General features: G+C 45.7%; 10 protein-coding genes. 2 read left to right on the top strand and 8 right to left on the bottom strand.

Features of this window, described 5'->3' with window-relative positions; translation table 11 throughout:
* Positions 1-41: 41 nt before the first annotated feature.
* From CWB98_RS19805 to CWB98_RS19795, 3 genes are read right to left on the bottom strand one after another with little or no spacing between them, the layout of a single operon-like run.
* Positions 42-956, bottom strand: a complete 915-nt coding sequence (locus CWB98_RS19805) for a DUF4340 domain-containing protein (RefSeq protein WP_138546407.1) — start codon at positions 954-956, stop codon at positions 42-44.
* The gene (locus tag CWB98_RS19800) at positions 957-3,836 is read right to left on the bottom strand and encodes a Gldg family protein (protein WP_138546406.1); all 2,880 of its coding nucleotides are present in this window, start codon (positions 3,834-3,836) and stop codon (positions 957-959) included.
* Entirely contained in the window at positions 3,826-4,767 is a 942-nt protein-coding gene (locus CWB98_RS19795) for an ABC transporter ATP-binding protein (RefSeq protein WP_138546405.1), read from the bottom strand. The genes CWB98_RS19800 and CWB98_RS19795 overlap by 11 nt, the downstream gene beginning before the upstream one ends.
* Before the next feature lie 327 nt (positions 4,768-5,094).
* On the opposite strand from CWB98_RS19795, the gene CWB98_RS19790 reads away from it, so the two are divergent.
* Entirely contained in the window at positions 5,095-6,798 is a 1,704-nt protein-coding gene (locus CWB98_RS19790) for an AMP-binding protein (protein WP_138546404.1), read from the top strand.
* 280 nt (positions 6,799-7,078) lie between these two features.
* Positions 7,079-11,173, top strand: coding sequence for a hybrid sensor histidine kinase/response regulator (locus tag CWB98_RS19785; RefSeq protein ID WP_249364726.1), 4,095 nt, complete (start codon positions 7,079-7,081; stop codon positions 11,171-11,173).
* A gap of 161 nt (positions 11,174-11,334) precedes the next feature.
* On the opposite strand, the gene CWB98_RS19780 is transcribed toward CWB98_RS19785, so the two are convergent.
* The 5 genes from CWB98_RS19780 to CWB98_RS19760 all read right to left on the bottom strand — a co-directional run bounded on the left by CWB98_RS19780 (position 11,335) and on the right by CWB98_RS19760 (position 15,426).
* Positions 11,335-11,898 (bottom strand): hypothetical protein, encoded by a 564-nt coding sequence (locus CWB98_RS19780; protein WP_138546402.1) that lies wholly within the window; start codon positions 11,896-11,898, stop codon positions 11,335-11,337.
* Positions 11,899-12,263: 365 nt separating this feature from the next.
* The gene (locus CWB98_RS19775; protein ID WP_138546401.1) at positions 12,264-12,863 is read right to left on the bottom strand and encodes a hypothetical protein; all 600 of its coding nucleotides are present in this window, start codon (positions 12,861-12,863) and stop codon (positions 12,264-12,266) included.
* Between the two features lie 234 nt (positions 12,864-13,097).
* Entirely contained in the window at positions 13,098-13,604 is a 507-nt protein-coding gene (locus CWB98_RS19770; RefSeq protein WP_138546400.1) for a DUF3810 domain-containing protein, read from the bottom strand.
* A gap of 384 nt (positions 13,605-13,988) precedes the next feature.
* A complete protein-coding gene (locus CWB98_RS19765; protein ID WP_138546399.1) occupies positions 13,989-14,855 on the bottom strand; it encodes a hypothetical protein in 867 nt (288 codons plus the stop codon).
* A gap of 247 nt (positions 14,856-15,102) precedes the next feature.
* Positions 15,103-15,426: a hypothetical protein gene (locus CWB98_RS19760; protein ID WP_138546398.1), complete on the bottom strand. Its 324-nt coding sequence runs from the start codon at positions 15,424-15,426 to the stop codon at positions 15,103-15,105.
* Between the last annotated feature and the right edge of the window lie 293 nt (positions 15,427-15,719).

Raw genomic sequence — 15,719 nt, 5'->3', positions numbered from 1 at the left:
CTCAAAGAGCACCGGCGCTTTTGCTTATGCAGACAAAAAGGTTAGTCTGACGTTTGCTCTGAAGCGTTTTGTTGAGGATTATCAGAAACCAACAGTTGCTCAGGATCGCTTAAAGGTTGCAGCGCCGTAAAGTCGCTTTGAGGTAATTTGAACCAGTAGCCCTCAATGCCCGCTTTGCGAACCCAATACTGGTCATTCTTCCGGGCCAGCTCATAACGAGACAACATGTCGTCATCACCGGCTTCAAAGCTGGCCACAACCTCCAAACTTGCCTGACTCACAGCACCAACACGCAAAGTCTCGAGCGTCCTTAATGCCGCCTTCAGGCTGTCGGTATCCAGTGAGTCGCTCAGCTCTTCACCCGCTTTGCGCAGCGCCCAGCGTTCCTCTTGTTTAATGAGCTGCGAATCGCCAACACGGATCCGACTAACCTCGTCCAGAGACAGTAAGTCAGCTTCCAGCCAGCTTTCAAGCTCAGTGCTCAGGTCATAGCGGTTTAACTCAACCCGGTAGACCTCATTTCCCTCTCCCGGGCGAACATATACTTGCTTAAATGCTGGAGTATTACCAACATAGAGCTGCCCTGCGTCACCCAGGTCCAGCCTGAGTGCATAGTCGTCCTGCGCTACTTTGAAGCGCGTATGGCTTGCCTGGCTGGTAGTCTCAGGAAAACGCATCGACAAACGACTAAGCTGAGTTAGCACACGCTGGACTTTACTCTGATCAACCGCTAACCCCGGATGCGACTCCAGCGTCCAGTTATCGCCTGACTTGATCAGGGCAACACTTTGCTCAGCCTCCTCAGATTGAGTGCTGAGCGCCAACCGGGTAATATCATTTTGTTGAACCTGCCAGGCGCTGGTAACGACGCTATCACCGCCATCATTCATCCATAGCAACGCTGCCACACCACACTGCAACAACAGGCCAATGCCTAACCACGTTATCACTTTCATTTAATGTGTCTCCTCTGGCGTAAAAGCAGACTGGTGACGTGCCAGGCGTCTGGTACGACGCACTTTAGCCACCAATGCAATGATCAGGATAAGACTTGCAACCACACCATAGTTAAACAATTCGATGTGCATTGCGGTTTTCTCAGTGAGCGGAGGTAAGGTCCGGTTAAAATGACCCCGAGCCCGGATCCCTAGTAAGCCATCGTCTTCCAGCGCCCAGTCGAGGGTATTTTGTAACAGCGCCAGGTTATTGAGCGAGGCCGACTGATTGGTGCTGCCAATCAAGCCGAGTACCTGATCGCTAAACATCGCATTACTACTGAACACGATTAATCGGGTTTTTTCTGGCGAATGCCGGAGCATTTGCTTACTCTGCAACTCAGTTTGTTCTGCTTCACTGCTTTGGGTTTGCTCTTCGCCCTCATCAGCACGTTTTGTGAAGGGTTTATCGGCAAAATAGGAAGTAAAACGCCCCTCTATGACGGCAGCTATATCGAATTGTGTGCGCTGAGAGCCTTGCGGATAACTCGCCTCTCCCTGTGTATTGATACTCGGCATCACATCCAGTTGTGTTGTCTGCCAGGCCTGTTCAGAACTACGTAACAGAGGTTCAAAGTTGTTTTCGCCCTGATAGTCAATACCCGAAGACCAGGGCACTGTAACCTGGGAAAGCCCACGGGTGATCAGGCTTTGTTTGTTCAGCCCCGCTGCGCGGACATCCACAAAGTAAGGATATTCCAGCATCTGGATTTCCTGAAACTGCAAGCCACCAACGCTGCGCGTCACAGGCACCGGGAATGCGCCATGTTGCTCATCCAGGATCACCTGCTTTGGTATACTCACACCATGATGTGCCAGCCACGCTTGCAGGCCGCTGTTGTGCTCAATAAGGTTCAGGCTGCGGCCACTAAGATTAATCTGATAAGGTGAGGTTGCAGCTACAACCGTCCCGCCACGCATCATAAACTGGTCCACTGCAAACAGAGCTTGCTCATCCAGAGACTCAGGCGCCAGCAACAACAGCAGATCGGTACTGTCATCAACATGGCCATCCGACAAATCTTCTCGTTTCACATTGGCCTGTTGGGCCAGCAAACGCTCAACCTGACTAAAGGCACTTTGCCCGTATCGACCGGATGATGACATGGCATCCGGCATCACCAGCGCAATGTGTTTATTAAGACCCTGTGCAAACTTTTCCACCGCAGCGTCAAAGCTACGCTCAAAGGCCTCAATACTGAAGTTTTCCAACGCCAGTTGTACTACCTGCTCGTCATTTTCGAGTGTCAGATAAAAGTAAAATTCATCGCTGGATAACAAACCCGCTCGCATTGGCATCATCCCCAGCTCTTCAGCCAGACGCTGTGTAAGCGCGCTGTCTTCAGCCGGATCCAGATAGTTCACACTGAGCTTGCCATTCGCGTCAGCCTCATACCTCGTCATCATCTGCCTGATATCCTCAAGCAAAGTATTAAGCTGCTCGGGTAGCGCTTGTGGCGCAGATACGTAGGCATTAAATGTTAATGGTTTATCCACCATGTCGAATATCTGGCCTTCAGCCCGGTAATCTTCAAGCACGGATTTAATGGTGCGGGTCAGATCATACTCCGGGTTTCTCAGTACCACATCCAGATCACTCTCACCACGGGCATTAACTTCAATTAAGTCTCTAAAACCAAGTACCTGGTACTGATCCCCATATTTGACCAGAATATCAAAATAGGAACTCACGATTGCAGACTGATAACGGTCTTCAACCTGGAATGGCATTGCCCGGATCCCGTATTCACGATTGGCCTGCTCTTCCAGCTGCGGATTTTGCTGAGGGTCAATAAACTCTACCCGCACTTTGCCTGCACCTGCCACCTCGTACTCAGCGACCAGATCTCGCATCTGTGGTACCAGCGGCGCCAGCAAAGGATGGGTTTTAGCTGAGAAATAACCGCGGATCAGCAAAGGCTCCTGTAGCTGCTTTAAATAGCGTTTCGTCTGAGTTGAAATGGAATATTGCTGGCCCTGGGTGGTATCAACGCGCAAATAAGGCAACTTGTACAACCAGAGGTTTGCAAAGAGCAAATTGGCGATGGCAAAGGTAACCCCCAGATGCCAGTGTTTGTGATGTGCCTTGACGGGTTTATCTACCCAGCGGGCGCGCTCTAGAGCAAACACATTGAGCAATAAAAAGACTAAAATCAGCGACAAGTAATAATACAGATCTCTTAAATCCAGAACGCCCCGAGCGATGGATTCAAAGCGACTCCCCGTTCCCACTAAGCGCATAATTTCTGCAGTCTGGTGACCAAAAAAACCGGTCAGCCCCTTACTACCCACTAGATATAGAAGTACACAGATACACGTGGCGAGCATAAAACTGATGATCGGGTTATCCGTTCTGGCGGAGATAAACAAGCCAATACTGAGATACACACTGCCCAGCAATAAGGTTGCCAGATAGCCGGACCAGACCGGACCCCAGTCCAGTTCAGCCAAAAAAGAGACACTCAATGGCACGACCAAAGTGATGGCCAAAGCCAGTAGCAGCAACAGCACACAGGCAATAAATTTGCCCAATACGAATTGCCACAACCCAAGAGGCTGGGTGTACACAAATTCCAGCGTACCGGTGCGACGCTCATCACTCCAAAGGCGCATGGTAAAGGCTGATGACAAAAAGATCATCAGTATCGGTAACCACTCAAACAATGGTCGAATATCCGCAATATTGCGGGCAAAAAAAGCCTCAGCCCAGAAGAAAGTAAACAGGGCCACACCACCAAAAATCAGTAAGAACAGATATGCCAGTGGTGACGAAAATACCAGCCCCAATTCTTTAGCGGCAATTGTCCAGCACAGCCTCAAAGGCGTTGTATTATGCTGCATGGCTTGCCTCCTTCTGACCATATTCGCTAAATAGGGTTTCCAGGTCTCGATTTACCTGCCCGACTTCGAAAACTCGGAGTCCACAATGTACCAACTTTTGAACCAGTTCAGCACACACGTTTGAGTGCTCCGCCTCAGGCATAAGATCGAGATGATACGTATGATAATCGCCAGTGTGTGAGACCAGATTGAAACGCTGCACGCCACTTAGACGGGAAATAAACCCAAGCTGTGCTGGAGCTGCATCGCAACACAACGCCACCTGAGCACAATTTTTTATCTCGCTCAGTGGTTTATCGAGCTGAATTTCTCCTTTGCTCAGCAATATCACACGGTCACACAAGGCCTCGACTTCCTGCATGATATGGGTCGACAATATAACCGTTGCCCGTTTAGCTACTTCCTTAATCAGGTGCCTCATCTGCTGTGTTTGTTGCGGATCCAGACCATTGGTTGGTTCGTCCAGGATCAGCAGGCGTGGCTCACCAAGCAGGGCCTGCGCCACCCCGACCCTTTGTTTGTAACCACGTGACAAAGATGAGATAGAGGAAAATAAACGGGTTTCAAGCGCGGTTGCGCCGACGGCTTGTTTTACCTGTTGGTTCTTGTGCCTGCCCTGTAACCCTTTTAGACTGGCTGCAAAATCCAGATAATCAGCCACTAGCATATCCGGATAGACTGGCAAGCTTTCGGGCAGGTAACCCAGTTTTGCCTGAAACGCCTTAGAGTTTTTGGCCAGGTTGATGCCATCTAACACCACCTCCCCGTCATTCGGCTCCAGATAACCTGAGAGCATTTTCATAATGGTGGTTTTACCTGCGCCATTGTGGCCAAGCAAGCCCACTATCTGACCAGGTTCAATGTCAAAGCTGACATTGTTAACAGCAATAAAATCCCCGTAACGACGGGATAAATCACGCACCGTAAGCATTTGGCCTCCTAATACAAAGCTATTGAGATGAAAGTGATTTGTTGTATTTGTTGGCGCATCTGAGCACAGTCTGAAGAGGCTGGCTCGTCAAGACGCCAAATTTGCATATAGGGTCATTGAAGCAGCAATTCAAGTTGTAGTTGCCCCTTTTTCGGTGACGTATAATGTTCTGTTAGCCTTTAGTCTAATTTCATGTCATTTCGTCGGCTCTGGCTTGCAATGGGGTAAACTTTACTATTTCTTTGGGTTATAGCTTATTACGGTTTAAGCACCTTTAGTGATTTCATGGGTGTGCCCGCAGGTAATGACAACAACAAGGAAAAGATCATGACAACATCAGCAATCAAGCCAACCCTCAGCTATCATCGTGGCGCCTCTGACACACCTTTACTTGAGCAAACCATTGGCGGCTATCTTGAGCATATTGTCGAGCAGTTTGGGGACCGTGAAGCGATTGTTGTGTGCCACCAGCAACAGCGTCTTAACTATCGTGAGTATCTGGCTCGTATTGACGAGCTGGCTGCTGCGCTATTGCACTGTGGGATCCAGCCTGGCGACAGAGTTGGACTCTGGTCACCCAATAATCTTGAATGGTCGCTGGTGCAATTTGCCACCGCGCGGATTGGCGCCATTATGGTGTGCCTAAACCCCGCATACCGCCCTGCCGAGCTGGAGTTTGCGCTCAATAATGTCGGCTGCAAAATGCTCATCATGGCCTCTCAATTCAAACATAGTAACTATGTCGATATGCTTAATGAGCTTGCCCCGGGCCTGGAAGACTGCACTTTTGGTGATCTGTACGCACCCAGACTACCAGAGCTGACCCATGTTGTGGTTATTCCACAACATGGAGAATCGACCCCGGCAGGACTGTTTGATTTCAAGCGGTTGCTTGCACTCGCCTCAGAACAAGATTATGACACCCTGCGCACTATCGGGCCCAGACTAAACCCCAACGACGCTATCAATATCCAGTTTACCTCGGGGACAACCGGCAATCCCAAAGGCGCAACATTAACCCACCGAAATATTCTCAATAATGCCAACCTGGTCGCGCAGACTATGCAGCTGACAGAGCATGATAAACTCTGTATCCCGGTGCCGCTATATAACTGCTTTGGCATGGTGCTGGGCAATTTGGTGTGTCTTAGTCAGGGGGCCTGTGCAGTGTTCCCCAATGACGCTTTTGATCCGCTTTTGACACTACAAACTGTCGAGGCTGAGCAATGTACTGCATTACATGGCGTACCCACCATGTTTATCGCGCAACTGGAGCACGAGCAATTCAATCATTTCGACCTGAGTTCTCTCAGAACCGGGGTTATGGCCGGTGCCACCTGTCCGGAAAAGGTCATGCGAGATGTTCAGACCAAAATGCACATGACCGACATCTTAATTGGCTATGGCCAGACTGAATGCAGCCCTATTAACCATATTACTGACGTGTCGGCCCCTTTGATAAAACGGGTCACAACAGTCGGTCGGGCCATTGCCCATACAGAGGTGAAAATCGTCGATGAAAGTGGCGAACTTACCCCCAAAGGAATACCAGGCGAGGTCTGTGCTCGCGGATACAGTGTCATGCTGGGCTATTGGCAGGATGACGCAAAAACTCAGGCAACCATAGATGCTGACGGCTGGCTGCACTCGGGCGATTTGGGTGTGATGGATGACGAGGGTTATGTTGCCATCGTCGGACGCATCAAAGACATGATCATCCGTGGCGGCGAAAACATCTACCCAAGAGAGATAGAAGAAGTGCTGTATCATCATCCCGACATTCAGGATGCCGCAGTATTTGGGATCCACGATGAAAAGTACGGTGAGGAAGTGTGTGCCTGGCTGCAGCTCAAGCCGGAACATTATGCCGATGAAGAAGCTGTGCGGGAATACCTAAAAGACAAACTCTCCTATTTTAAAATCCCTAAACACATACGTATTGTCGACACTTATCCTATGACAGTCACCGGAAAGCTGCAAAAATTTAAAATGCGCGAAGCGATGGAACAATTTCTCAGCGAGCTGACCTAAGCAAGGGCGACTCGTCGCCCTTTACCTACGAGTAATACACGCCTGAGAACTGCAGCTCAGCCATTTGCATTCGCCTCATTGGTTAAAGCAAAATGCTTTTTGAATAAAAAGACTTGCTTACGCAATAAAATTTTAACTGCATAAACAGCTAAATACGTAGAAATCGCTCACAAATTCAACTAGCCTATTAACACGAGCTCTATTTTTAAAGTCTTTTTCATGGTTGCCAATCATGCATTTGGGTAGACAGTCAATTGTAATACATACGCTCCTGGTCTTGATGGCTGTCATACCTGTGCTTTGCTTTGGCAATATTCCCTTACTCGCCAATCAATACTCACTGAAAAAACTGACAGCTGAAGACGGGTTTGTCTCGTCAGAAATTTATTCCATTATTCAAGACCAACAAGGGCTACTCTGGTTTGGTACGGCCGAAAACGGGGTGATGCGCTACGATGGTCGCAAAGTCACCCTGTTTGAGTTTGATGGCAAGAATGCAGGGGGCCTGTCTCATAATGACGCCGGAAACCTGATGCTGGATAGAAATGGAAACATTTGGATCGGGACCTGGGGTGGCGGCGCGAATCGATATGATCCAAAAACAGGAAAGTTTGAAAATTTCCTTCACGACCCCAAGCAAGCCGATTCAATTTCCGCCAACAGGATCCAGTCTTTATATCACGATCTGGACGGTACTATCTGGCTGGGCTCTTATGATAGTGGTCTCAACCGATACTTAGGGCAAGGTAAGTTTGAACACATCAGGAAAACTTCTGAGTCGGCCACTGGCCTTTCTCATAACCGGATCTGGGATATTGAAAACGACGGCAAGGACCGTATCTGGATTGCAACCAGTTACGGACTAAATTTGTATGACAAAGCGACCCAAAGCTTCCATTACTTTTTTCCCGACTCTGCCAATATCACCCCAACCGGCACAAATGAAATACGCCACATCTTAAAGGCGTCTGACAATCAGCTTTATGTGGGCACGCAACAAGGACCATTCAAATTTGACCCAGAAAGTGCCGACTTTACCGAAATCGGACCGCCAGATGGTAGCCACCTTGGCCAGGTAAACTCCATGATTGAAGATCAGGAAGGCTATATCTGGTTTGTTACCAGTAAAGGCGTATTCAGAAAAAACCCTTCAAGTAATGAGTTAGTACAGCTAGACCTTGAACATAGTCATGGCATGAGAATTATTTTTGAAGACAGTGCAAGAACGCTCTGGATAACCAATGAAGTGCATGGCATTTTCAAACTGGTGCCTCATCGCAAATTTAAGTCAATTAACAGCTCAAAACTGCAGGCCCCCAATGGTATTACTGCCGACAACAACGGGGATTTACTCGTGGTTAACTCCGAATCACACCTGCTTAAATGGGACGTGTCCTCACAAACTCTGCGCACTCTGTCTGGGCCAATTTTTAACGAATCTAATGGGTTTGATGAAAACAGGCTGTTAGAGCGTCCGGTTTTGCATCTCGACACACAGGGTAATTTATGGATTGCACAAGACGAAGGGTTAGCGAAATTTAATTTAGACTCGCTAGAAGCAGAGCTGATTCGTTACCCCAAAGATGACCTTAACTACCGAGAATTTAGAGAAATCAGAGCACTCGCTGTCGATAAGCAAGGCGATCTGTGGATAGGCACATACAAAAATGGGGTCTATATTTACAGCCCCGATACAGGCACCTTCAGACATCTTGATCCCTCCTATGGCTTATCTCACCCAGAAGTACTGACAATATATAAAGATAACTCGCAGAATATGTGGGTCGGCACTGGCAATGGCGTTAATCTGTGGCTTGAAAAAGAGCAAATATTTCAGCCCTTTACAAACAATATTTACCGGGAAGACAGCCTGCTTGGGAGTATCGTTCAGGATATTCATCAAACTCAGGACGGGCAAATCTGGATTGCCACTCAGCAGGGTCTTAACCTCTATCAGGCTCAGACCAATAACTTTGCGCATTTTAGTATGCAAAATGGCCTGCCCAGCAACCTGATCCGTGCGATTTCGGATGACATGCGGGGGAATTTATGGCTAACCACCAATAGAGGCATCACCAAGTTTTCTCCAGCAGATGGTAAAGTCACTAATTTTGACAGCCACAATGGGCTGCTCGGACTAAATTATTATCCGGATAGCCTGGTTAAAGGTAAGCACGATCTCTTATTTACCAGCAGTCAGCGTGGCATTGAATACTTTAGTACAAGCCCTTTGCAGGCTAACCAAAAAGATCCTGCGCTGATCCTGACGGGCTTTAACAAAATGGGGCAGCCCGTTAAGCTGGATAAACCCTATTCCTATGTGACTGATATTTATCTTACATACCTTGATTACATTTTTTCTCTGGAGTTTTCAGTTCTGGACTTTATCTCTCCCAATAAGAACCTGTATGCCTATAAGCTTGAAGGTTACGATGACAACTGGATAGAAATAGGCAACCGTAATAGTGCTACTTTCACTAACTTAGATGGCGGGCATTATACCTTTCAGGTAAAAGCAACCAACAGCCGTGGTGAATGGGGCTCAAGCATTCTGTCTGTTAACCTGCACGTGTCTCCGCCTCCGTGGAAAACTTGGTGGGCCTACACTTTGTATGCATTAGCGTGTGCTCTGGTTATCTTTAGCGTGATCTACTTACGTACCAGATTTCAAAAAGCAGAGATAGACCGCCAGAAGCAGTTTGTGATCCAACTTGAGGAGCAGGTCTCTGAGAAAACCGCCTCATTAAAGTCGCAAGCCACGGAGCTTGAGGCTGCATTGAAAAAAGCGGAAGAAGCCACCCGGCTTAAATCTGAGTTTTTGGCCAATATGAGTCACGAGATCAGAACGCCCATGAATGGCGTACTGGGTATGTTAGAGCTACTTAAACACAGCGAGTTAACACCCGAACAAGAACACTCGGTAGGCATTGCCAGCAACAGTGCACACTCCTTACTCAGCCTCATTAACGACATTCTTGATTTTTCAAAAATTGAGGCCGATAAACTGGAGCTGGAATTCATTGACTTTGATGTCAGGCAGCTGTTTGAACAGCTTGCAGAATCCATGGCGCTTGCAGCACAAACAAAGGGGATCGGCCTTGTTTTGGATCTGACGGGCATTGACGCAAACATTATTAATTCCGACCCTGGCAGGATCAGGCAAATTGCAGCTAACATCCTCAGTAACGCCATTAAATTTACAGAGGAAGGCGAAATTATCATTTCTGCCTCGTTAAACCCGTCAGCCAGTGATGGCCAGTACACTCTCAGTTGTCAGATCCAGGACACCGGGATAGGCATTCCAGAAGCCATGCTCTCGAGTCTGTTTGATTCCTTCACCCAGGTTGATGCATCAACCACCAGAAAATATGGCGGTACCGGACTTGGGCTGAGCATAACGAGAAGGCTTTGCCAGCTGTTAGGGGGAGATGTTTACGTTTCTAGTAAAGTGGGTATTGGAAGCAGCTTTGAATTTACTTGTCTGGTATCCAAAAGCGACCAGGCTCAGCAGAATTTACCGACATTTGATTCTATGAATATTCGTGCGCTGTTGGTCGACCCGGACACATCCAGTAATCGAGCCATCACAAAGCAACTTGAACTTTGGCAGGTTAAGGTGAGTGTGGCAAAGAACGCAGAAATTGCACTGCAAGTACTCGCTGACAACACCATAGATATTGTCTTTTTTAACCGCTCACTTCCAACCATGAGTAGCGAGTTGATGGCCTGTGAGATACGGAGAAACGCTGAACATAGCCGTCTAAAACTGATCATGATGACACTGCTGGATGAACAGTTCGAAGCCATTGAATCCAGCTCAGAACAGCTGGACGGATACTTCACCAAACCAGCAACACAAAGCGACCTCATCAAGGCGTTGTCTACCGTAAAGGCCAATACTGAGGCTGTTCCTGACAGTGCAGCCATTCAAAATCCCCATACTGATAGCGATATTTCAGCCCCTTGCTGGACAAAACACACCCGCGTTTTACTCGTTGAAGATAACAAAGTGAATCAAATTGTAGCTGTACGTATCTTAGAGCATTTAGGGGTATCAACTGACATTGCCGAAAACGGGTATGAAGCATTAGATAAATTGCGCGATGCTGATGACTCAACTCCATACACTATTGTACTGATGGATTGCCAGATGCCGAAAATGGATGGCTATGAGGCAACCCGCTGTATTCGTTCGGCACAGGCTGGAAGTCTTCAGGCAGATATTCCTATCATCGCCATGACCGCCAATGCCATGCAAGGCGACAAACAAAAATGCCTGGATGCAGGTATGGATGATTACATAACCAAGCCCATAGAATCTGCCAAAGTTGCCGAAAAGCTTGAATACTGGATCACTAAAACAACGATAACCTGACTCAAACGCTGGCTTTGCTAATCTACGAATGAGTAGTATTGGGTTGAGTGGAGTTGCAAGGCTCCCCCAGTGCCCGGTAAGAGGCATTAAATCAATTGGTTATACTCTGGCACTATGCCGCCCTAAACCAATTGATTATTTGTTCATTTTTAATCGGCTTGTTATAAGCCTTCTGGCACCGGCGTGCTTTGAAAGTCAAATACAGTAGGCACGACTACCTCAAACTCTCTATTAATATAACCACAATTTCCACCAGTGAGTGAATAGTGCTCCCCTGATGCGTCGTATTCTCTTATTAGAGTTCCTTTGCAAACTTTGGCGTGCTTTTTATGGAAGCTGCCGGACCATGTGTAATCTGTCTTTTTTATGATTGATAATACTTGATCGTAATAGACAATTTTTCCGTTAGATATACCCACAGCAAGTCCCTCTGAGAACGGATTACAATCGTTATCCTGTAAGAATGGCGCACCGCGCGCTAGTCCGTTTTGATTGAGAAAAAACCACCCTTCACCACGTACGTTTATGCAACTCATGCCAAATTTATGCCAACGAACTTTGGGCAGTAAATCTGGATTTACCTTTAGTAAGCCGTCGGAGCCCAAGCTACCGCAATTTTTAAACACTTCTAGTTCATATGTAGAACTATCATTGTAAGCGCAGATGACCTCTTCAGCATTAACTGAAAAAGCGAACATCAAAAGCATTACTAACCATATACGCATAGATTCTCCTAAGCTTATAAGAGCGAAAACAAACGGCGTAAAATAGCAGACTAAACTAAGCTAAGAATGAGCACAAGCCGGCTTTTTTGCGTCCATTGATTAATTAATTTCTTATATAACACGTTAAAAACCAATTACACTTTTAATTTACAAGCGAACAAACAGACAATACCTGCACCCAAAAAGTGTAACCTGTAACTTATTAGAGAAAATGAATGACTACCTTCAATTTTTAGATAGCTTTGTTCCGAGCTCTGTTTTAGAAAAGCAACTGACATGAAATCAGCAATGACGCCGCCAGCAAGGGGCGAAAAACCAGAGAGAAGCGGTGGCTTTTTGGTCCCTCTGGCTGGCTTAGTTAACACTCATACTCGGTAGTTTGGAGCTAACCCTGTTTGTGTAGGCTCTAGACTAGCCATTAGACCCTCAGCCACTAAAAGCTGAGATGTTGGCTGTATTTCATTCAGCTGCTCTTCATTGTGATAGAAATATATGTTGCACAGAAGGAGTGCAGAAATAGCATTTAGGGCGTTTTTTAAGGATGCCTGCTCAAACAGTTCATGCCTTTGATGCTTGAATTTATTATTTGCCGTCCACCAATCCGGTGTTTGAGGTGAGGGGCCATCCCAGCTTTGAAAAGGTTGAAACTTTAAGTTAAACCGTGGGATTGCTACTCGATGTGAAGTGAAACCCGAGAATAATGATGGAATCTCATTTCTGTACCCGCCTTCATTTGAAGAACCACTAGAGCTTAACTGCTTGAGCAAAACGTCACATTCCTGCGTGGCAGCCATTAGCAGGCGTCCAGCTTCGATAGAATACGCACCATAATTATTAGTGCAAAACTCTAAGTATCTGCTGAAATTCACATAATCATTTTCAAGTGACAAGAAGTAATTCCAATGCACTAAAGGTCTAGTTACTGTTCTTGTCTTAAGAAGAAATTCTGATCCGTCTATTTTCACTATTTTTCGTCCTGGGTTCTATCGACTTTAAGTGCTAATGTTTTGCTAAGGGGTAATTGGCAGTTCACTAAGCTTGCGCGAAATGCCACTCTTCGATTATGTCGCTATCAATCGAATGCCAAATTAGCAGACATCCATTCTTCAATTCACAAATTCACCTTCTCACATAGCTCTTTGATAAAAAAGAGTATTTAGTAATAGGTGTCTCTACAAAAAAACTCTTGCCTGCTTGTCTTAACCGCTGTTGCTTTCTTTGCCAAAATGTATGGCACCGATCGGTCCACACCCATTAATGATAGTACAACCTGTACCACAATAACCAAGCGCATGGGTCAGTCCGGTCTCTCTTTCCACAAGCTCAATTACATCTTTTAATTGCATGACTTGATGTGGAAATGTGATTTCTTTGCTCGCTAACTCTTCTGGAAACCGAAAATAGGTTAACTCTCGGTTTTCCAATTTATAGAATTCACCAAGTTTTACCTTACCAATGCCCTTTAGATCAATTTCAGTGTTCATATATTTAGTTGGGGCATAGATACAAATCAGGACAAAGCTGGTTGCTAAAGCTGTGCGTTGCAAAAGAGGTTTTACAGAATTTCGTTTTCGATACCCTCTCCATTCAAGGAATATATATATTGGGAGCCAAACAACACCCGTGATAAACACCAGCTCCAACGGTACAAAGCTGAAGAGCATTCCTAAAAAAAGACCACCCATAATTATGTAAATGTACTTCAACGCACTAATAACTCCATCTTGTTAACGCTTTAGTATTCATACGTGCGTATAATCGCTTGTTGAACTGGGACGATAACTGCAAACCTTATCCGGCTCATGTTGTTTATACTGTGGGAATTTGCTTTTAATGAGCATGTTATTTCCGGACACCTGTTTCCAAGTTGAACAAGCTCGCCTGCTCATAATTATTCAGCATAAACCTATAGCAGGAAAATATAACGCTGGCTGTCCATGTTCTTCCTCAAGAAGGACTAGCAAACACACATTCTAAAGCTGGTAGGCCATACTTCGGCAGGTTCAACTTGGAGCTGCATCGGATTGGAGTGGTTGTCTCCACAAAACAATAGGATATAAACGGTTTTCTCAATACAGCTAACGCAGAATTCACTGACCAGTCCGGTGGAATTCCTTGTTAGTACTTTGACTCTTTGATTCAAGGCTCTTAAGTGTATTTGGAACCAAGGTTTCACTAAAACCTGCAAGAAAGCAAAAAACCATAACTCCCCACACTCCCCCGTCATCAGAGTTTAAAAACCCGAATGCGAGATTTGACTTAACAACAAAGAATATCAAAACACCACCCACGACAGATATGATAGCCCGTAAAGACCCCATTAGCAGATATGTGAAACGATTTAACCCTCTATCGATTGTTATATCCTTTAAGCGCAGTGATATCGACAAAAAGCCACCGAAAGAGGAGAAGATTGCAGCCAAAGAAACATCCCAAACTATTTTAGCATCGGATTGGCTGAACCCATTGAGATGACTTAACCCTAGGACTAGTATAAGGATTATAGATAATAGTAACGCTCCACTTTGATACGAGAATCGCCCTAGTATCTTTTCAGTGTACTCCTGTGTTGCATCAGACTTTATCTTTTCGAATAGTGCTTTAGCTTCTTCGAGCTTGCCGTTAATTGCCATAGCAACAGCATTCGACGCTCTCTTTTTATACGATGAATCACAGTCGTATTTAAATAATACAGATAAGAACTCATCGAAATGAGGCTTTATCTCGTTTACTCTTTCGACTGGCTCTTCATCAACTTCCTTTAAAGTATCTATATATATTCGGATCGATTCTTGTATAGGAAGCCCTGCCACCTCGTAGATAACATACTCATCACCTTTTGCAAGAACCTTTTCTATTTTATAACCTAAAGAGTCAGTTCCATTGACAACAAACTTATTCATTCTCTCAATTTGTTTGTCTTTATAGTTACTAGCTTGATCTGAATTATTTTCCATTCTCAGTTCCTAAACTGACCAAATACTGTTCTTATGAGGCAGCACTAACGCTTCAGTATTCATGCGTACGTATAATCACTTGTTGAACTGGGCCGCTATCTGCACGCCGTATCCAGCTGGTATGGTTTACGTGTTATTTGCGGACATCCATTCCTAAATTGAACAAAACCTCTTGATCATACTTATCCAGTATAAGCCAATAAAAGGAACGGGCAATATTGAGTGTCGGTATATTTGTATTTTATATTTACTCCAGAACAACGCTCGTTATTTTAGGATAGCCAGAGCTACATTCGGTATCATGCACATTAATCGTGACCGGTTTTGAGGTCGCCTTCGCAGTTAACAAAACGCTTAAAACATTACTGGTACCATGCTCTTTTTCTGGAACGATATATTTTGCTTTGCTTCTGCAGGAGCTTGGGCCAACATCTTGATTGTTGGTGATTACTCCAACAGTGCCATTTGTGTATGATTGAATTGAAATCACCGTAGCGCTTTTCACTTCAAGGGCATTAACATTAGAAATAACACCCAAACATAAAATGGCCAAAATCAAGTCTTTTCTCATTTTAACACCTATGTCTCCATAAAATATAACGCTTGAGTATTTATACGTACGCAGTACGCATAATCGCTTATTGAACTGGGCCACTCCCTACACGGCGCATCCGGCTGGTGTAGTTATGCTATGGGGATTTGATATTGATGAGTAACTTTTACTTTCAACCGTTTGTGACCTAAACCGTTACAACGTGACTCATTCCCTGCCCGAAAAACGTTCTTTATACGTATCATTAGACTCATTTTTTTCCTGTTTGGCAAGGTGTCCAATGAGTGCGTTCGAGAGACACCCATTCCTAA

The organism is Pseudoalteromonas rubra (genome assembly GCF_005887115.1).
Classification (GTDB): domain Bacteria; phylum Pseudomonadota; class Gammaproteobacteria; order Enterobacterales; family Alteromonadaceae; genus Pseudoalteromonas; species Pseudoalteromonas rubra_F.
This window is presented reverse-complemented; position numbering and strand designations above follow the sequence as displayed.

Excerpts from the sequence above, each read along its gene's own strand:
- CWB98_RS19805 (WP_138546407.1), bottom strand. The coding sequence starts at position 956 with ATGAAAGTGATAACGTGGTTAGGCATTGGCCTGTTGTTGCAGTGTGGT.
- CWB98_RS19800 (WP_138546406.1), bottom strand. The coding sequence starts at position 3,836 with ATGCAGCATAATACAACGCCTTTGAGGCTGTGCTGGACAATTGCCGCT.
- CWB98_RS19795 (WP_138546405.1), bottom strand. The coding sequence starts at position 4,767 with ATGCTTACGGTGCGTGATTTATCCCGTCGTTACGGGGATTTTATTGCT.
- CWB98_RS19790 (WP_138546404.1), top strand. The coding sequence starts at position 5,095 with ATGACAACATCAGCAATCAAGCCAACCCTCAGCTATCATCGTGGCGCC.
- CWB98_RS19785 (WP_249364726.1), top strand. The coding sequence starts at position 7,079 with ATGGCTGTCATACCTGTGCTTTGCTTTGGCAATATTCCCTTACTCGCC.
- CWB98_RS19780 (WP_138546402.1), bottom strand. The coding sequence starts at position 11,898 with ATGCGTATATGGTTAGTAATGCTTTTGATGTTCGCTTTTTCAGTTAAT.
- CWB98_RS19765 (WP_138546399.1), bottom strand. The coding sequence starts at position 14,855 with ATGGAAAATAATTCAGATCAAGCTAGTAACTATAAAGACAAACAAATT.
- CWB98_RS19760 (WP_138546398.1), bottom strand. The coding sequence starts at position 15,426 with ATGAGAAAAGACTTGATTTTGGCCATTTTATGTTTGGGTGTTATTTCT.